Genomic DNA, 17,931 nt, shown 5'->3' on the forward strand with positions numbered 1-17,931 from the left:
AGGCGGCAAGCCTATGAATCAAGCATCATCGACGAAGCTGCAATACGCGGCGCCGGCGCGCGCATGGACCGAAGCGCTGCCCGTCGGCAACGGCCGGATCGGCGCCATGGTCTTCGGCGGCGTCGAGAAGGAGCGGATCGCGCTGAACGAGGATACGCTCTGGTCCGGCCATCCCCGGGACTGGAACAATCCGCGGTCGAAGGAGCTTCTGCCGGCCGTGCGGGAACTGATCGCGCAAGGAAAGTACCGCGAAGCGGACCAGATGTGCCGGGAGATGATGGGCCCGCACAGCCAGGCGTACCTGCCGCTCGGCGACCTGACGCTGCGCTTCGGGCACGGTGACGTATACCGGGACTATGTCCGGGAGCTCGACGTGGCGAACGCCTTGTCCGCGGTCGAATATACGATCGGCGACGTGGTTTACAAGCGGGAAATCTTCGCTTCCCATCCGCACGGGACGCTGATCGTGCGGCTGGAATCCAGCGTGCCGGGCGCGCTGGACGTGCGCGCCCGGCTGGAGAGTCCGCTGCGCAGCCGCACGGCGGCTTCCGGAACGCGGTTCGTCCTCCGGGGCATCGCCCCGGAGATCGCGATTCCGAGCTACGACGGCAGCAGCGGCCGGCCGCTCGTCTACGGCGACGAAGCCGTCACGGAAGCGCTGCGCTTCGAGTGCCATTTGCATGCCGTCCTCGAAGACGGCAGCCTGACGGCGGACGGCGACGGGCTTCATGTCGCCGGCAGCACGAGCGTGACGTTCTACGTGAGCGCGGCGACCAGCTTCAACGGCTTCGACAAGCTGCCGGGGAGCCAGGGCCGCGATGCCGCGGAGGCGGCAGCCAAGGCGCTCGACGCGGCGGTTGCCGTGCCGTACGAGGCAGCCAAGAGGCTTCACGCGGCCGATTACCGTCCCTTTTACGACCGGGTCGCGCTGGACCTGGGCCCATCGAAGGCCCCGGCCGGGTTGGCCACGGATAAGCGAATCGCGGCATACGGCGCTAAGGATCCGGCGCTCGTGGAGCTGCTGTTCAATTATGGCCGTTACCTGCTGATTGCCAGCTCCCGCCAAGGCACGCAGCCGGCGAATCTGCAGGGCATCTGGAACGAGTCGACGCGGCCGCCGTGGAGCAGCAATTATACGATCAACATCAATACGGAGATGAACTATTGGCCGGCCGAGACGACGAATCTGGCGGAACTGCACGAGCCGCTGCTGGATTTCATCGGCAGCCTCGCGGTCAACGGAGCGGAGACGGCGCGCGTCAATTACGGCGCGCGCGGCTGGACGGCGCATCACAACTCCGATATTTGGGCGCTGACCTCGCCGGTCGGCGATCACGGCGCCGGCGATCCGATCTGGGTCACCTGGCCGATGGGCGGCGTATGGCTGACGCAGCACCTGTGGGAGCATTTCGCCTTCGGCGGCGATGTCGCCTATTTGCGCGAGCGCGCGTATCCGATCATGAAGGCAGCGGCGTCGTTCTGCCTGGATTGGCTGTTCGAAGACGCGGACGGCCGCCTCGTGACGGCGCCGTCGACCTCGCCCGAGCATAAATTCCGTACCGGCGAAGGCTTGGCAGCCGTCAGCATGGCATCGACGATGGATCTCGCGCTCATCGCCGAGCTGTTCGAGAGCTGCATCGAAGCGGCGGGCCGCCTGGAGGCGGACGAGGCGTTCGCCGCGGAGCTGGCAGGAGCGCTCGAGCGCCTGCTGCCGATGGGGATCGGCAAGTACGGCCAGCTGCGGGAGTGGTTCCGGGATTTCGAGGAAGAGGACGTCCATCACCGTCATCCGTCGCATCTGTTCGGCGTTTACCCCGGCCGCCGCTTGACGGAGCGGGCGACGCCCGAGCTGTTCGCTGCCGCGAGACGGTCGCTCGAGCGCAGGGGCGACGACGGCACGGGCTGGAGCCTCGGCTGGAAGATCGGGCTGTGGGCGCATTTCGGGGAAGGCAACCGTGCGCTGAAGCTCATCTCGAATTTGCTGCAGCTCGTCAGCGAGAACAAACCGCCCGATTCCGAGAAGGGCGGCGTGTACGCCAACCTGTTCGACGCGCATCCGCCGTTCCAGATCGACGGCAACTTCGCCGCCACGGCCGGCATCGCCGAGATGCTGCTGCAATCGGACCAGGACTGCCTGGACCTGCTGCCCGCGCTGCCGGACGATTGGCGCGAAGGCTCCGTCAGGGGACTGCGGGCCCGCGGCGGGTTCGAGATCGGCATACGCTGGCGCGAAGGCAAGCTCGCGGAAGCGTCGATCATGCCGCTGCGCGACGGCCGCTGCGCGCTGCGCGCCCGCGTCGAGGTCGAAGTCGTCAATGACGGCCGAAGCGTAACAATCGCGGACGGGCAGGCAGGTTGCATCGCGTTCGACGTCAAGGCGGGCGAGACATATCTGGTGCGGCCGAACGCCTAATCCGCGCCGCATTCCAACATGGAGAGAAGGAGCAACACCAATGATGAGCGATAAAAAATTAATTCTTTTCCTCGACAGCGGGGATACGATCGTCGACGAATCGACGGAAATTCGGGACGAAGAGGGGATCGTCGTCAGCGCGGACCTCATTCCCGGGGCGGCCGACATGGTCAAGACCCTTCATGAGCGAGGGTACACGCTGGCGCTCGTCGCCGACGGGGATGCGCAGTCGTTCAAGAACGTGTTCAAGCAGCATGGCCTCTACGATTATTTCACGACGATGATTTACTCGGAGACGATCAAGGCCTACAAGCCGAGCCCGCGCATGTTCCGCGCGGCGGCGGGCGCGCTCGAGCTGAGCGAAGCCGACTTCGGCCGGATCGTCATGGTCGGCAACAACCTGAGCCGGGACGTCAAGGGCGCCAACGCGCTCGGCATCGCCAGCGTCTTCCTCAGCTGGACGACGCGGTATCCGCACGAGCCGGCCGACGACAGCGAGCGTCCGGTCCATGTCATCCGCGAGCCCTTGGAGCTGCTGGAATTGGCCGAACGGTTGGAAGCGGAACTTCGGGCAGCGGAGTCGGCCTAAATCGCGGATCCCGCCCGATCGCGCAAATTGAATAGCAACTCGTCCACACCAGAGCATTTCCGTTTTCATAGAATGGAAATATCTGATAGGGAAGGAGTTGAACTTCAATTATGGCACAATTAATCAACTACAACGTCAGCGTTCCCGCAGTCGCCACGAACCAAGTCGCGATCACCGCGCCGCTCACGCCGAACAAAATCATCCTCGCGGAGCTTGGCATCTACGTTCTCCCGCAATACGCCAACAACAACCGCGTGCAGCTGATCGCTTCCTTCGGCGCGCAAGGCGTGGCCAGCTTGCCGTCCCTGCTGTTCCGCGTATTCCGCGGAACGCAAGAAATCTATTATGGCTTGCATGGGTTGGAATCCGGCTTCGAGCATTACGGCCTGATCACGTTCCAAGTCATCGACATCAACGTTGCTGCAGGCGCGCACGGCTATTCCGTTTACGTCGAGAACCTGACGGCGGGCACGACGGGCCAAATCATCGGCCCTATGAGCCTCAGCGCATCCGTATTCGCGGTCTAAGCGCTTCCTTCATCGGTCGCAAACAAGACGAGCATTCACTTGCTCGTCTTTTTGCTTTATACATAATTTTCCCTCTTTCCACAAACAATGTACGTGAAGCGGCAGAAAGAGGGAGAACGAACATGAACAGGAAACGCAATAAGAAAATCGGAAGCGCGGCGGTTGCCGCCGCTTTGTGCTTGACCTTGTTTCCCTTATCGGGACGGGCATCGAACGCGGCCCCGGAAGGCAAGCCGACATCGGTTCAAGGCCATCGTCAAGTCGCCATCGTCATCGACGATTTCGGCAACGGCATGACGGGCACGCCGGAAATGATGGCGCTGCCCGTCAAATTCACGACGGCCATCATGCCGTTCATGCCGACCACGAAGCAGGACGCGGAGCTCGCGCACAAGCTGGGCGACGACGTCATCGTGCATATGCCGATGGAGCCGGTCAGGGGCAAGCCGGAATGGCTCGGCCCCGGCGCCATCACGACGGCGATGAGCGATGCCGAGATCCGCAAACGGGTGGAGGCGGCGATCGCGGACGTGCCGTACGCCGTTGGCATGAACAATCATATGGGCTCCAAAGCGACGGCGGACGAACGGGTCATGCGCGTCGTGCTGACCGTCGTGAAGGAGAAGGGGCTGTTCTTCCTGGACAGCCGGACCACCTACAAGACGGTGCTGCCCAAGCTGACGGCCGAACTTGGCGTCCCGCTCTTGTCCAATCAAGTGTTCCTGGACGACGTTTATTCGACGAGCCATATCACGAAGCAGCTTGGCGTGCTCCGCGAATACTTGAAGAACAACGATAGCTGCGTCACGATCGGCCATGTCGGGCCGCCGGGCAAATTAACCGCCGCCGTGCTCAAGAGCGCCATTCCCCGGATGCAGGGCGATACGCAGTTCGTGAAATTGTCCGAAATGGTCGTGCCTTCAGCGGAGAAGGATGTAATTCCGCACCCCTGAGGCGATAGCGGCCGCGATCTCCTCCTGCTTGCGGGGATCGGTCAGCATGGCCCGGTCGCTTTCGTGGCTGATGAAGCCCATTTCCACGATGACGGCGGGCTGTCTCACGACATTGAGCAGGTAGAAGGGCTTGCCGACGCGCGGGAGGCCGCGCGTGTTTTGCCTGCGGTTCAGCGCGTCTTGGATGCAGAAGGCAAGCAGCGCGCTTTCGCCTTCGTTCTGATGCAGCACGAGCGGTCCGTATTCCGTGCGGTCCGGGGCCCAGTTGACGTGGATGCTGACGAGGATCTGGGTGTTGATTTCCTTGGTCAGCTGGCTGCGCTGGGACAAGTCTCGGCGATGCCGCGACGCGGACGGATTCCACCGGTTGTCGTCGCTCAGCGCGTAATCGCCGCTGCGGTTCATGATGGCGCGGACCCCGCCGGACTGCAGCATGGCGTACAATTTCGTGGCGACGGCGAGGTTGATGTCCTTCTCCAAAATGTCCTCATGATGCGCCCCGCCGTCGATGCCTCCGTGACCCACGTCGATCAATACCTGGGCGGTCGGCAGCGCGCGGCTGTAATCCGTCGGCAGCTGGCTGTCCAGCAGCGATTGCGCGGACGGGGCGGAATCCTTCGCTTCCGCCGGTTCGGCACCGCGCGAATAAGACGTGCCCGTCGGGCATCCGCCATACAGCAGGATAACGCCGGCGCACAACGACACGGCCAAGCGAAACGAAAGAAGCTTCTTGCGGCGCATCGTCATCCCTCCTCCATTTCCAAAATGATTATCCTTAGCGTGGCACAGACCAAGGGAACTCATGCATGTTTGAAAGAAATGATTCGCGGGGACACTGTGGATAACGGAGTTCCGTACCCATACCTTAACGAAGAGGAGCGTTCGAAAGCATGGAAAAGACCGAGGACTACATCAAATTCATGACCGGCAAAGTCGTGGATTATATGGAGACGCCCCAGGAGCAGCGCAAAGAAAACCGCAAAAAAGCCAAAGCCGCTAAGGAGCCTTGGCTGACGCGATGGTTCGGCTTGGGCGGCTTCGCGCTCGCCCAGTGGATCAAATCCCGCGACTGACGATCGAACGGTTATTTGTAGAAATGCCCCTCCCGGCTCAACGCTTCGAACGGGATATACCGCGTGCCGGGGAAGCTCTGTTCGAAAGCCACGTACAACCGTCCGTCGTTCCAGTCGTGATAGCCGACCGCGGGCAGCACGTACAGCACGGTGGATCGGAACAGCTCGGCGGTGTAGCGGACCTGTGCCAGCTTGTCCAGCATTCCGGTCAAGCCCTTCAGCTGCTCTGCCGAGAGCGGGGCGTTGGTCAGCCACGGCAGGCGTTCGAACGGATCGAAGGTCCGATTCGTTTTGGCCGCCGTGAGTTTGCTGATCTCCGGCGTGCCGGCGAAATCGGCCGGTACCGGTCGTTTCGTCTGCTCGAGCCAGGCTTGCTCGTCGATCGGCAGCGCTTCGCCCGTCCATGCGTCCAAATAATACGTTTCTCCGCTCGCGGCCGTCCATTTCCAGGCGGCCAGCATCGGGGAGAAGTAAAGCCGTTCCAGCCGGAGCGGCTTTTTGGCGATTTCGTCGTATCCGCCGATTAAGCCCTGGCGGATCAGCGCGTTGTACATCGTATCGGGATCGAAGGCGGGATGCCGGCCGGCGCCGTATTCGCCAAGCTGATAGCCGCCTTCCGGCGTGGCGTTTACGATCATGTAGCCGACCGGCTTTCCGTCATGCGCGAACGTGACGAGCCAGCCGTGCGTGCCCGGTCCGAGCGGCGAGATGGAGCGGGACGCGCCGTTCCAGGCGCTGAAAGCCGGCTGTTTCGACAACGCGTCCGTCCAAGTCCGGACGTGCTGCTGCAGCGGCGCATCGGCGGTTTGGGCGGCATCCGGCACGGAAGCCGCAGCCGCGCGCATCGGCGCGCTCACGATCAGCATCACCGACAACGCGGCAAGAATCGCGGTCCATTTTTTCATAAACGGCATCACCTGCTGTTTCTGTAGAATAGGGCGACGAAGGGCTGACATAACCAGACACTTGCTATTGTAGCGCAGCGCGCGCGGGGAAGTTGTTGGTTCCTGTCAGGGAAGCGGGACGAGCACCGTTCTATTTTTGCCGGAATAAGGGAGGTCGTTGTCGCAATTTCGCTACCCGATGCCCTGCAGGTAGAAGATGCCGCAGTTCGTCGCCGAAACGCTGACCCGCGGCTCGTATTGCCAGCGGATCTCGTCCTGCCTGCGCTCGTATTGTTCCGCGATGAGCGGGCGATGTTCTTCTTCCGCGCCTTCGATCAACGGCTCGTAGTAATGGCGGATCGTGGACAGCTCTTCTTCCAACCGGCGAGCGGCCGCGTCGGCCCATCCGTAATCGTACGCGCGCAGCTTGCGTTCCAGGATTCCCTCGGCGATGGAAGCGGCTTTGTTGAGCGTGATCGCATTTTTGGCGGTATGGACGTTCGGCGGCAGCTTCGGCGTCATCTTGTGCTGCAGCAGCCGGTCGTTGAACTGCTCCAGGCATTGGCCGGTCGCCAGCGAGATGCCGAAGGAATGGATTTCTTCCCGCTTCATGTCGCACAGGAATTCTACTTTCATATTAACCCCGAGCCAGGCGCTGTAAGCAGTCGAATGCAGCGGGTGGCTGGTGCGCTTCTCCGGTTCCTGGAACAGGCACAGGTAGCTGCCGCCGAGCTTGGCGGACTGGAACAGCTGCTCCAGCCGCCGCGCGCCGAAGTGCAAATCCTCCCGAGCCATCCGCGCGCTCGGGTTAATCGTGCTGTTCAGGTAACCGAACGAACGGCCGAAAGCGGCTTCGCCGGCGGCGCCCGCGGAACCCGCGGCGGGTTTCTGCGGAACGGGAGGCTTCTGCTTGGCGGCTGCGTCGGCCTCGTCGTATTTGTTCTTGTCCGTGACCAGCAGCATGGACATGGTCTCCGGCTCGGCGCCGGTCCGATCCACGAAGCTCCAGTAATAAGGACGGTTCGTCAAATCCCGGTCCGCGCGGGGGGACAGCTTCACTTGAAAATGCGCGGGCGATTTCTCGACGATCCGGCAGTCCGTCGCTTCCAGGTAGCGTTGGACGAATTTGTGGATTTGGCGCTCGTTCATGGTCTCACCTCGATCGTTTGTCCGACGGCGTTCAGGACGGCGTCGACCGCTCCGAGATCGACGGGCTCATCGAGCTCCACTTCGTCCCGGATGCGGCTGAGCGAGCTGCCGAGCTCGTCGATGCCTTCTTTGAGCGCGTCCTTGTTCGTCCCCGCTTCCAGCAGCAGCCGGGCAAGGCGCTGCTCGAGCGTTTCGTTCTTCTCGAAGCGCTCTAGAATATGATCCAGCTCGCCGATGACGAGCTCGAACAGATTGATCTTCTCGTGCAGCAGGCTGACGATATGCTCTTCGATCGTGCCGATCGTGCACAGGTTGTAGATGTGCACGTCGCTCGTCTGCCCGAGCCGGTGCACGCGCCCGATCCGCTGCTCGACGCGCATGGGATTCCAAGGCAGATCGAAGTTGATCATATGGTGGCAGAACTGCAGGTTGATGCCTTCGCCGCCGGCTTCCGTCGCGATCAGCACCTGCGCCCGGCCGCGGAACAGATCCATCATCCAGTCCTTCTTGCCGCGGTTCATGCCGCCTCTGTACGGAACGGCCACCATGTTGTGGGAACGGAAGTACTGCAGGAGATATTCCTGCGTCGCCCGGTATTCCGTGAAAATGATGACCTTGTCGTTCATTTCGCGGACGAGCTCCATCGCTTTCTCCGCCTTCGTGTTGGCTTGAATGCCGCGGATGACCTCGACCAGCTGCCAGATCTTCGCGCGAACCGGCGAGTCCTCCGGCGTCTTCTTGAACATGTTGACGAGCGTCAGGAAGACGGCGTCGCGGCTGCTGCATACCTCGCGCTGGAGCGTGACGAGCGACAGCATGCTCGTCCAATCGCCTTGATTCTCGTCGAACCGTTCCCGAACGAAATTGGTGACGGCGTCGTAGAGCGCCTGCTCTTCGGCCGACAGCTTCAGCCGGATGTTCTTGACGATCCGCTTCGTGAAATGGATGCCGCCGTCGCCGCGCCGATTCCGGATCATGACCGCCTGCAGCGCCTCCTGCAGCTGGTCCTCGTTCTTCGGCAGCCGCTTGTCCACGACGAAATTCGCCGCGAACTCGTTCTGGCCGCCGAGTTGGCCCGGCTTCAGCAGCGTGATCAGGTTGAAGAGCTCGTCCAGGTCGTTCTGAACCGGCGTCGCCGTCAGCAGCAGGCAGTATTTCTTGCGCATCGCGTTGACGAACTGATAATTGGTCGTCTTCTTGTTCTTCAGCTTATGCGCCTCGTCGATGATCAGCATGTCGTAATCCTGGTTCAAGAGCTTGTCGCGGTGCGGGTCGCGCTTCGCCGTGTCCATGGAGGCGACGACGACGTCATAGCCCCAGGAATGGTCTTTCTTCTGCGCGTAAGCGGAGATGCCGAACTTGGTGTTCAGCTCGCGCACCCACTGCAGCACGAGCGAGGCGGGCACGAGGATGAGCGCGCGTTTGACGAGTCCGCGAACCATGTATTCCTTCAGGACGAGCCCGGCTTCGATCGTCTTGCCGAGACCGACCTCGTCGGCCAGGATCGCCCGGCCGCTCATTTCGTGCAGTACTTTGCGGGCGGTGCTGATCTGATGCGGCATGGGCTCGAACGAAGGCAGGCTGCGCAGGCACTGCAAGTCGTCGAAGCTGCTCACCAGCTTGGATTGTTCCGCTTCCACGGCAAGCTGGTACAAGGTCCAGTCGTCCCAAGGACCGTTGCGGTCGACGCGTTCCTGCAGCTGCTGCAGCCAGGCGCGGTCGAAATGAAGCTCGACGCCGGGATGAAGAAGCTTGCGTTTGGGCGTTCCTGCGCCCGCGCCGCTCGGACTCGAAGAGAGCTGCTGTTCGCCATTGGCGGAATCGTTACTCGGATGCATGGGGGCGGAACTCCTTTCTTGTGAGATTCCGGCAGAATGAACGGAAACTGTATGAGGTTAGTATGACCCTTGATTCGGGAATTCATAAGGCGCGCAGGCCAAAGGAGCGTTTTCATCCCCATGGCAACGGAAGGACCTAAAATATTGCTAGGCCCCGAGAACGAAAATGGGGGGTCGGCTAGCCGGCGAGCCGCAAAGATTCGCCCAAGGCAGGAATAAGCGAACAGTGCTCGTAGTTATTTATAAGAGCGTGATTCGCTCGCGTTCGTGGATCGTAATCGTAATCTACCGAATCGGAAAATAAATCGAAAACCATACAGAGGAATGATCGAACGATGGGATCGAGAGTCATGCATTATTGCATAGGGACCCTGCTTGCGGAGGAAATGCAAGGATCGCGCGAGCAGTTTCTGCTTGGCGGCATTGCCCCGGACGTGAATAAAAACATGCATGCGCCCAAGAGCGTTTCGCATTTCGTCGTCGAAGGCGACGATGGCAAGCGATATATGAACTTGGCGGGGTTCAGCGCGAAATACTTGCAGCGGGGGAACGAGCCGTTCTTCTTTGGCTACTATTATCATTTGATCGCCGATCATATCTGGACGGCGCGCATTTACGATCCGAGGATCAGATGGCTGCCTCAGCCGGAGAAGGAACTCGCGCAAGGGAAGTATTATCGGGATTTCCGGCGGTTGAACGGCAGATTGATCGATTATTACGAGCTGGAGCTGATCGATATGAAAGCGGAGCCGATCGCGATGGACGAGATCGATTACCGGTATCTGCCCGCTATCGTCAACGAGTTGGCCGATGACTTCGCGATGAAAGACGAGGCCAAGGGACAAGCCTTGGAAATGTTGGACTTCGCCGAAGTGATCGAGGTGCTCGAAGATACGGTCCAGACGCTCAGGGCTTGCGCGGTCGGCGGCCTGGTGTCCTATTGAGACAGCTTGGCGCAGGCAGGGCAACAGGCAAGACGATGTTAACCGAAGAGGTGATCCTATGAAGCTCGGCATGCCGACGCTGGTGGAGTTCAAGAGGCTGGAGCAGAACGTGGAGCTGTGCCGGGAGTTACAGCTGGATTTCGTCGAATTGAACATGAATTTGCCGATCTGCATCCCGGAGAACTTGGACCCTACGCATCTCCGCGCGATCACGGAGGAGACGGGGATCGCGTTTACGCTGCATCTGCCGGAAGAGCTGGACCTGGCATCCTTTCAACCGAGGATTCGGCAGGGACATATGGCCTGCTGCATCGAGGCGATGGATTGGGCCAGCCTGGCAGGTATCGGGACGCTGAACATGCACGTGAACAACGGCATCTATTTTACGCTGCCGGACGGCAGGGAGTGGATCAATGCCGCCTATGAAACGGAATTCATCGCGCTGCTGCTGGATTCGTACCGCGCGTTGTACCGCCATGCGGAACGGCGCGGCATTCGGCTGTGCATCGAGAACACATGCAATTTCCAGCTTCCTTTTATCCGTCATGCGCTCGATCGGCTTGCGGCATTCGATAACTTCTGTCTGACCTGGGACACGGGTCACGACGCCAAGACCGGCTTCCGGGAAGAGCCCGCGCTGCTCGCGCATGCCGGTCGGATCAGGCATATGCATCTGCATGATTGCCGCGCCCAGTCGGATCATCAAACGCTATATTCGGGGGACGTGCCGATCCATCGGCGATTGGATTTCGCGCAAGCGCACGGTATCTCCGCGGTGATCGAAGTGAAGACAGGCGAAGCGCTCCGTGAGTCCGTTCGGCGGTTAAGGGAACGGTACCCCCTCAACGCCGGATCTTAGGCCGCATGGCAAGTGGGAGCATCTCGCGACATGGAGGGTTTTATCGCATTTTGACGGATAAGCAAAGTTCGTTTTCAAGAATTTCGACAAAATTGGAAATTGCTTCACAGGATCTTAACATGTTTCGTACATCCTCTTAATACTCGAATTCTATGATGCTATAGAAAAGATAATAGGAGGCGTACTCATGAAATCCACAATTGGCTGGAAGACTTCTGTGATTGGCATTACGGCAGCGGCTCTCGTCGTGACGAGTTTTGTCGCGGCGCAAGGCAAGACGAACGAAGCGTCTGCAGCATCGAAACAAGCGAAGAACGTCATTCTGTTCGTAGGCGATGGCATGGGCACGGCTCAACGCGACGCGATTCGTCTGGCGACGGTCGGCGAAAGCGGCCAACTGGCGATGGACGACATGCCTTACCTCGGATTGATTCATACGAGCTCCACGGTTCCCGTAACGGACTCCGCTGCGGCTGCAACGGCCTATGCAAGCGGCGTGAAAACGTACAACGGCGCGATCGGCATGGACGCCAACAAGAAAAACGCAAAAACGATCTATGAATACGCCAAAGAAATGGGCAAATCGACGGGTCTCGTAACGACGAGCCAAATCACCGACGCAACGCCGGCGGCGTTCGCTTCCCACGTCGAAGACCGCGCGAAACAAAGCGACATCGCCCTGCAATATTTGACGAAAACGAAAGTCGACGTCCTGCTCGGCGGCGGCGAAGATTTCTGGTACCCGGCCGGACAAGCCGGCGGATTCAAGGACGAGCCTGCCGAAGATCCGTCCGAGAAGAGCAAAGGCACGCAGGGCAACCTCGTCAACAAAGCGAAATCGCTCGGCTATACGTACGTGAAGAACAAAGCCGACATGCAAAAAGCGAAAGGCAAGCTGCTTGGCCTGTTCGCGAACGAAGAAATGTTCCAACAACGTCCGGAAGGCGAAGGCGACATCTACGCGCCGGTCGTTTCCCTGCCTGACATGACGAAAAAAGCGCTCGACACGCTGTCCACGAACAAAAAAGGTTTCTTCCTGATGGTCGAAGAGGAAGCAACGGACGAAATGGCGCACTCCAACAACGCCAAACTGACGATCAAAGCCGGCCAAGAGCTGGACAAGTCGGTGCGCATCGCGAAGAACTTCGCCAAAGCGCATCCGGATACGCTCGTCCTCGTGCTGGCTGACCACGAAACAGGCGGCTTCTCGATCGAAGAAGTCGACGCCAACGACGAGTCGGGCGACAAAATCTCCAAAGAAGACGGACCTTTCGCCATCGCGAACTCGAAAATGAACTTCGTCGTGGACTGGACGACTTCCGGCCATACGGCGGTTGACGTACCGGTAACGGTCATGGGTACGGGCGCCGAGCTGTTCTCGGGCGTTTACGAGAATACGGGCATCTTCACCCGCCTGGCGCAAGCCATGGGCATCAAGCTTCCTAAATAAGCAAGCAACTGAAAAAAAGCTGTCTCCTCTCGAGGAGGCAGCTTTTTTTCTTGAATTTTAATGCGATACAACGTATATTTATACATAATTATGGACTGAGGAGGCCTTGCACATGGCGGTTGCGATCGAGGAATTAACGATGAATGCCTGGCCGTCGCAGCAGACCGTCGCGCATGGCGGCTGGCTGCTCCGGTTGGCGGAAGGCTATACCAAGCGGGCGAACTCCGTCCATCCGCTGTACGCGCAGGAGGAGACGGCAGCATCGCTGAGGCGGAAAATCGATGCCTGCGAAGCCTTCTACGACCGTGCGGGGCAGGATACGATATTCAAGCTGACGCCGTTCGCGCCGGACGGGCTCGATCTTGCGTTGGAAGCGCGCGGCTATGTGCTGGACACGCCTTCGCGTGTTATGATGTTACCTAACCTCGACTCGCTCCTGCGGTCTAAAGCATACGATCCGGGCATCGCGATCGAATGCGAGGATCGGTTGTCGTATTCCTGGCTGGGCTTGATGTGCGGTTTCAACGATATACCGGCTTGCAAAGAAGGCGCGGCCGCGCGGATTCTTCACGCCATCACGATGAAGACCGGGTACTTCACGCTCTACGCGGACAAGGTCCCGGCTGCCTGCGGCCTTGCCGTTATCGAAGGGGAGTACGTCGGTTTGTACGATATCGCAACCGCGCCGTCGCAGCGGAATCAAGGGCATGGGGAACGGTTGATCCGGCATATGCTGCAATGGGCGAGGGCGAACGGGGCCGCGCGCAGTTATTTGCAGGTCGTGCAAAGCAACGCGCCGGCCAATCGGCTGTATGCCAAACTATCGTATGAGGAGCTGTATCCCTACTGGTTCCGCGTCAAGAAACGCGGCGGGTAAGCGGGATTCATGCCGTCGGAAGGAGAACGTTCACGCATGGACATTCGGCTGAGAGGCCATCATCTGCTATGTTTGCTGGGATTTCGGGGAATGGGGTATTCGGCCGCGTACGCGGCCAATATGACGAACGTCTACAACCGGCTGCGGGACGAGCCGGGCACGCTAGTGACGATCATCGCGGGGCCCGACGATCTATGCGCCTGCTTCCCGGAGGGCGAGGAAGCGCATTGCGAAAATGATTCCGTCGCCGGACTCGACGCGCGCGCGCTGAAGCAGCTGCAGCTTCAGGCCGGACTTACGCTGCCATGGACCGCCGTTATCGAACGGGTCCGGAAGCACGTCATGCCCGAGGATATCAACGACTTGTGCATCACCTGCCAGTGGCGCTCCTATGGCGTATGCGAAGCGGGCGTACGCACGATCAAGCGGGGAGAATGGCTCCCGCCGCTGCCGCAAGCGGAAGCGCTATGAAGCTCGAATGAACGAGCGAATAATATTGGAGCGCCGAGTGATCGCAACGTAAGATCAACGATCCTCATTATTCGGGACGGATAGCATCTCTAGCAGCCTTTTGGCCGCCTCCGACAGGGGAGCGCCTTTCAGCGTCGCTATGCCTGCCGCCCGAGGCGGTACCGGCTCGCGAAGCGGAACCTCGATCAACTCCCCGGTTTCCAGCTCCTTGACGTAATAATCCCGCACGACAAAGGCAAGCCCGAACCCGCGTATGGCGAAGTCCGCCAGCAGATCCATGCTGCCCAGCTCCAGCTCCGGCTGAAGCGCGGTGCCGCAGCTCTCCGCATGGCGATCCAGATGCCGTCTCGTGCTCGTTCCTTTCTCGAGCATGAGCAGCGGATAATGCGCGAGTTCCTGCAGCGAGAGCGGCTTCCCGGCCAAGCCGTCATAGCGTCGACCGCCGACCAGGCAATCCTGCTGCGACCGCCCGGCCGCGAGATCGATCTTTCCATCCTCCGCCGGCAGGTTCACGATGCCGAGATCGATGGCGCCTTCCTTCAATAAAGCCAGCGTCTCCGGCGTCGTGCGGTTGGTAACGCGGATGCGGATCTGCGGGTACAGGTCGCGGTATTGCTCCAGGTACGGCAGCAGATAATGCTTGCACAGCGAATCCCCAGCCCCGACCGCGATTTCTCCGTAGGCAAGCTGATGCATCTCCAGCATTTTACGCTCGCCCGCCGCGACGAAGTTGAACGCCTGCTCCACGTAACGGAGCAACACCTCGCCCTCTGCCGTCAGCCGTACGCCTCGCGCTCCGCGTACGAACAGCGCGCCTCCCAGCATGTCCTCCAACTGTTTCAACGTATGGCTGACAGCCGGCTGCGTGATGTGCAGCTTGTCGGCTGCCCGGGATAAGCTCCCCGTCTTCGCGCACCAATAGAAGCTGCGGTACCATTCCAGGTTGATTTCGTTCACGGGCATGAGCTCCTTTTATGGCTGCCATTAGTTATATCAATTATTCTAATGATGTATCTTCCATTATAATCAGCCTTGCGGCGCAATCACAAGGATTAGGGGAGATGCGGAATGACCGTAACGGCGATCGTCGGCGCGAATTGGGGAGACGAGGGCAAAGGGAAAGTGACGGACGCGCTGGCTGAGCGCGCTTCATACGTGGTTCGGTTTCAGGGCGGCAGCAACGCGGGGCACACGATTCTGAACGGCTGGGGGAAATTCTCGCTTCACATGCTGCCGTCCGGCGTTTTTTATCCCCATGCAACCAACGTCATCGGACCGGGGACGGCGCTCGATGCCGAGGCTTTCCTGGCGGAACTTGCGATGCTGGAAGCTCGGGCGGTGCCGAAGCCGAACATCTTCGTCTCGGAGCGGACGCAGCTCGTCATGCCGTATCACCGGCTGTTCGACGTATTGGAAGAGGAACGGCTCGGCCACGCGGCCTTCGGTTCGACGAGATGCGGCATCGCGCCATTCTATACCGACAAGCATGCCAAGCTCGGCGTGCAGGTTGCCGATCTCTACGACGAAGAGCGGCTTCGGATCCGCCTGACGCAATCGTTGGCTGCCAAAAACGTCCTGCTCCGCCACCTCTACGGCCGCGAGCCGATCGCGGTCGAAGCGCTCCTGCCTGAGCTTGCCGCGTATGGCAAGAAGCTGCTGCCGTACGCGGCGGATACGACCGGCATGCTTCGGCGGGCGCTTGCGGAGGGGGCGGCGATTCTCGTCGAGGGTCAACTCGGCGCGCTGCGCGACCCGGATCATGGGATTTATCCATATTCAACCTCGTCGTCGACGTTGGCCGGGTTTGCTTCGGTCGGCGCGGGGCTGCCGCCCGGGGCCATCGCCGACGTCATCGCGGTCGTGAAAGCATATTCCAGCTGCGTCGGCGCCGGTCCGTTCGTGTCGGAGCTGCATGGCGAACAGGCCGAGTCGCTCCGGCGCCGCGGCGGCGATGCCGGGGAGTACGGTGCGACGACGGGACGGCCAAGGCGCGTCGGCTGGCTGGATACCGTCGCGACGCGCTACGGCTGCGGCGTGCAGGGCGCGTCATCCGTGACGCTTACGAATCTGGACGTGCTCGGTTATTTGGATGAGATCCCGGTCTGCACGGCGTATCGGCTGCCCGACGGCATGCTGCTCGATTCATTTCCGGTCACGGCCGAGCTGGAGTCGGCTGCGCCGGTCTATACGGTGCTGCCCGGATGGAGGCGCGATATCTCCGCGGCGGCTTCGTTCGCGGAGCTGCCGCCCGAGGCGCAGGCTTACGTCCGATTCGCCGAACGTAAAATCGGCGTCCCGATCACGCGGATCTCTATCGGACCGCGGCGCGAGCAGATGCTCGAACGCCTTTGACGCAGGGCCAAGGACACGGGAGCGCTGCGGGTGATTCCGGGCAGCCACTTCATCGGCGACCAGTTCACGGAGATCTTGAAATCGCGCATCCAAGCGCCGGACATGGCGGCGCAGTGGGGCGTCGACCGGACGGACCTGCCGGCGGTGCCGATCGATATCCGCCCCGGCGATCTGCTGGTCTTCAACAATTACCTCAAGCACGCGGCCTTTAACGGCGGCAATAACCGCAGGGTGCTGCTGCTCAACTTTTCCCGGCATTACACGGAGGAGCATATGGACGAACTTCATCAGTACGTCGGCACGTTTGCCCCGTATTGGGTGGAGGAGCTGCACGGCGAGGCGGTGCTGCACGATGCCGGTCCGGAACGCATGCGCCATTTGCGCCAGATCCAAGAGAACCAAGGTCATCTGCCCGCGCTTGCGCGAGCGGCGCGAGCCGCGGCGTTGAACGTTTAGCGGCAGGCGGACGGGACGACGATTGCAGGCTTCGCCGATGATTCGGCGAGGCCTGTTTTGCGCTGCGCATATTGAAAAGTATATTTGATTTTCCCTGGGCGAGAATGGTAAGATTCCTCTGCAAGAAAAGCGCCGGCAAACGAAGGAGATGAGGAGAGACGCCTTGGGAAATCGATCGTCTGTCATTGCTATGTGGGTCTCTCTGCTCAGCAATGTGCTTCTTACGGGAATCAAGCTCATCGTCGGGATCGTATTCAAGAGCCAGGTCCTGATCGCGGACGGGATTCATAACGCCGGCGATATCATCGCCACCGCGACCGCGTACAGCTCGATGCGGCTCTCGGGCAAGCCGCCCGACGAGGACCACCCTTACGGCCACGGCAAAGCCGAGGTGCTGGGCGCGGGCGTCGTGGCGTTCATACTCGTGCTCGCCGCGCTCTACATGGGCTATCATGCCGTTCTGGCCTTCTTCCATCCGCCGGGCGAAGCGCATCTGATCGCGCTCGCCGCCGCCGTCGTATCGCTGATCGTGAAGCAATTGCTGTACATTTATACGAAGCGCGTCAGCATGACGGTCAACAGCAAAGCCTTGCTGGCGACGGCTTACGATCATTTGGCCGATGTCTATGCCTCGCTCGCGGCGTCGATCGGCATCTTTCTGGCTTGGCTCGGCGAACGGATCGATATCGAGTGGCTCGGCTACGGCGATCCGGCCGCTGGCGTCATCGTCTCGGTGCTCGTCCTGCGGCTCGGCATCGAGATGGCGCGCGAGACCGTCGATGTCCTGATGGACAAGAGCCTCAGTCCCGAGAAGGTCGAAGACATCATGGAGCATCTGCGCGAGGTGCCGGAAGTACGCCGGATCGATCGCCTCCGCGCGCGCGAGCACGGTCATTATGTCCTGGTGGACGCCAGGGTCGCGGTGCTCGGAACGCTGACCATTCAGGAAGGGCATGACATTATCCGCAAGATCAAACGAAAAGTGCAGGACGCCCATCCCGAGGTGGATGAGGTGCTCGTGCATCTGAATCCATGGTATGCGGACGAATAGCGGGATCGGGCCGGCATGAAGTATGCCGGCTTTTGCATGCGGAAT

Annotated in this window: 17 protein-coding genes and 1 pseudogene; 13 read left to right on the forward strand and 5 right to left on the reverse strand. The window is 60.5% G+C overall.

Annotated elements, in window-relative coordinates; all coding sequences use genetic code 11:
• The first annotated feature begins 13 nt into the window (after positions 1–13).
• From GT019_RS20705 to GT019_RS20720, 4 genes are all read left to right on the forward strand, one after another.
• Positions 14–2,413, forward strand: a complete 2,400-nt coding sequence (locus GT019_RS20705; protein ID WP_161745103.1) for a glycoside hydrolase family 95 protein — start codon at positions 14–16, stop codon at positions 2,411–2,413.
• 40 nt (positions 2,414–2,453) lie between these two features.
• Positions 2,454–3,002 (forward strand): HAD family hydrolase, encoded by a 549-nt coding sequence (locus GT019_RS20710; protein WP_161745104.1) that lies wholly within the window; start codon positions 2,454–2,456, stop codon positions 3,000–3,002.
• Positions 3,003–3,112: 110 nt separating this feature from the next.
• Positions 3,113–3,529, forward strand: a complete 417-nt coding sequence (locus GT019_RS20715) for an exosporium protein C (protein ID WP_161745105.1) — start codon at positions 3,113–3,115, stop codon at positions 3,527–3,529.
• Positions 3,530–3,651: 122 nt separating this feature from the next.
• Positions 3,652–4,482 (forward strand): divergent polysaccharide deacetylase family protein, encoded by an 831-nt coding sequence (locus GT019_RS20720; protein ID WP_161745106.1) that lies wholly within the window; start codon positions 3,652–3,654, stop codon positions 4,480–4,482.
• On the opposite strand, the gene GT019_RS20725 is transcribed toward GT019_RS20720, so the two are convergent.
• Positions 4,450–5,223: an N-acetylmuramoyl-L-alanine amidase family protein gene (locus tag GT019_RS20725; protein WP_161745107.1), complete on the reverse strand. Its 774-nt coding sequence runs from the start codon at positions 5,221–5,223 to the stop codon at positions 4,450–4,452. The genes GT019_RS20720 and GT019_RS20725 overlap by 33 nt on opposite strands.
• A 149-nt stretch (positions 5,224–5,372) precedes the next feature.
• Between GT019_RS20725 and GT019_RS20730 the strand changes: the two genes are divergently transcribed.
• Positions 5,373–5,555: a YqzE family protein gene (locus tag GT019_RS20730; protein ID WP_161745108.1), complete on the forward strand. Its 183-nt coding sequence runs from the start codon at positions 5,373–5,375 to the stop codon at positions 5,553–5,555.
• A gap of 11 nt (positions 5,556–5,566) precedes the next feature.
• Here GT019_RS20730 and GT019_RS20735 read toward each other — a convergent pair whose 3' ends face one another.
• The 3 genes from GT019_RS20735 to GT019_RS20745 form a co-directional block, all read right to left on the reverse strand.
• Entirely contained in the window at positions 5,567–6,460 is an 894-nt protein-coding gene (locus tag GT019_RS20735; RefSeq protein WP_161745109.1) for a hypothetical protein, read from the reverse strand.
• A 171-nt stretch (positions 6,461–6,631) separates the two neighbouring features.
• Positions 6,632–7,588, reverse strand: coding sequence for a YqhG family protein (locus tag GT019_RS20740; protein ID WP_161745110.1), 957 nt, complete (start codon positions 7,586–7,588; stop codon positions 6,632–6,634).
• Positions 7,585–9,426: a DEAD/DEAH box helicase gene (locus tag GT019_RS20745; protein ID WP_161745111.1), complete on the reverse strand. Its 1,842-nt coding sequence runs from the start codon at positions 9,424–9,426 to the stop codon at positions 7,585–7,587. The genes GT019_RS20740 and GT019_RS20745 overlap by 4 nt, the downstream gene beginning before the upstream one ends.
• A 350-nt stretch (positions 9,427–9,776) precedes the next feature.
• Here GT019_RS20745 and GT019_RS20750 point away from each other — a divergent pair, with 350 nt between their 5' ends.
• The 5 genes from GT019_RS20750 to GT019_RS20770 all read left to right on the forward strand — a co-directional run bounded on the left by GT019_RS20750 (position 9,777) and on the right by GT019_RS20770 (position 14,027).
• The gene (locus tag GT019_RS20750) at positions 9,777–10,370 is read left to right on the forward strand and encodes a hypothetical protein (RefSeq protein WP_161745112.1); all 594 of its coding nucleotides are present in this window, start codon (positions 9,777–9,779) and stop codon (positions 10,368–10,370) included.
• 58 nt (positions 10,371–10,428) lie between these two features.
• On the forward strand, positions 10,429–11,229 hold the full coding sequence (locus GT019_RS20755) for a sugar phosphate isomerase/epimerase family protein (RefSeq protein ID WP_161745113.1): 801 nt from the start codon (positions 10,429–10,431) through the stop codon (positions 11,227–11,229).
• 187 nt (positions 11,230–11,416) lie between these two features.
• Positions 11,417–12,679, forward strand: coding sequence for an alkaline phosphatase (locus GT019_RS20760; protein WP_161745114.1), 1,263 nt, complete (start codon positions 11,417–11,419; stop codon positions 12,677–12,679).
• Between the two features lie 112 nt (positions 12,680–12,791).
• Complete coding sequence (locus GT019_RS20765; RefSeq protein WP_161745115.1) at positions 12,792–13,556, forward strand: GNAT family N-acetyltransferase; 765 nt, start codon at positions 12,792–12,794, stop codon at positions 13,554–13,556.
• Between the two features lie 36 nt (positions 13,557–13,592).
• On the forward strand, positions 13,593–14,027 hold the full coding sequence (locus GT019_RS20770) for a DUF1284 domain-containing protein (protein WP_161745116.1): 435 nt from the start codon (positions 13,593–13,595) through the stop codon (positions 14,025–14,027).
• Positions 14,028–14,081: 54 nt separating this feature from the next.
• Here GT019_RS20770 and GT019_RS20775 read toward each other — a convergent pair whose 3' ends face one another.
• On the reverse strand, positions 14,082–14,984 hold the full coding sequence (locus tag GT019_RS20775; protein ID WP_328804006.1) for a LysR family transcriptional regulator: 903 nt from the start codon (positions 14,982–14,984) through the stop codon (positions 14,082–14,084).
• Positions 14,985–15,095: 111 nt separating this feature from the next.
• Here GT019_RS20775 and GT019_RS20780 point away from each other — a divergent pair, with 111 nt between their 5' ends.
• From GT019_RS20780 to GT019_RS20790, 3 genes and pseudogenes are all read left to right on the forward strand, one after another.
• Positions 15,096–16,379 carry an adenylosuccinate synthase gene (locus tag GT019_RS20780; protein WP_161745118.1) on the forward strand — a complete coding sequence of 428 codons (1,284 nt, stop codon included), beginning with the start codon at positions 15,096–15,098 and terminating at the stop codon, positions 16,377–16,379.
• Between the two features lie 21 nt (positions 16,380–16,400).
• Positions 16,401–16,835 (forward strand): annotated as a pseudogene (locus tag GT019_RS20785) (phytanoyl-CoA dioxygenase family protein); the annotation flags it as partial.
• Between the two features lie 148 nt (positions 16,836–16,983).
• On the forward strand, positions 16,984–17,886 hold the full coding sequence (locus GT019_RS20790) for a cation diffusion facilitator family transporter (protein ID WP_161745120.1): 903 nt from the start codon (positions 16,984–16,986) through the stop codon (positions 17,884–17,886).
• Positions 17,887–17,931: the final 45 nt, after the last annotated feature.

It is taken from the genome of Paenibacillus glycinis (assembly GCF_009909185.1).
In the GTDB taxonomy this organism is placed as follows: Bacteria; Bacillota; Bacilli; order Paenibacillales; family Paenibacillaceae; genus Paenibacillus_Z; species Paenibacillus_Z glycinis.